The sequence below is a fragment of the Streptomyces sp. SID12501 genome, from assembly GCF_010550245.1.
GTDB lineage: Bacteria > Actinomycetota > Actinomycetes > Streptomycetales > Streptomycetaceae > Streptomyces.
Window position 1 is genome coordinate 1 of the sequence record NZ_JAAGLU010000652.1, and the last position, 441, is coordinate 441.

Sequence of the window (441 nt, forward strand, 5' to 3'; positions counted from 1 at the left end):
CACGCATGGTACGGCGCGTTGCTGCATCTGCTGGCGGAGTTGTCCTGGTGCAGCGCACTTAGCGCTCTACGGCTGGTTGATGGGCTTCCAGAACTATCGCCGTGGAAAAAGGCTGTTGACAGTGCGTAAGCTTTAATTGACATTCTGCCGTGACCACACTTGCGCCCGGAGGAGAAATCCTCGCGGGCGCTTTTCGTTTCCGGATTTTGCCATGCTCAATCTCACCCTTGATGACCGGGAGATGCAGGCGCATCTGGCTCGGCTTTCAGATCGTCAGGTGCGGATCGCTGGCTCCTGGGCGCTGAACGATACAGCGCGCGATGTGCTGGCGCATGTACAGGGTCGGATGGATGAGGTCTTTGACCGGCCCACACCGTTCACGAAGAACGCATTTACGGTGAAGGGTGCACGGCCCGACAATCTGACGGCCGAGGTTATGGA

Annotated in this window: 1 protein-coding gene; it reads left to right on the forward strand. The window is 58.3% G+C overall.

Features of this window, described 5'->3' with window-relative positions; genetic code table 11:
* Positions 1–211: 211 nt before the first annotated feature.
* A partial coding sequence (locus G3I71_RS47740) for a hypothetical protein (RefSeq protein WP_203733167.1) occupies positions 212–441 on the forward strand: 230 nt, incomplete at its 3' end.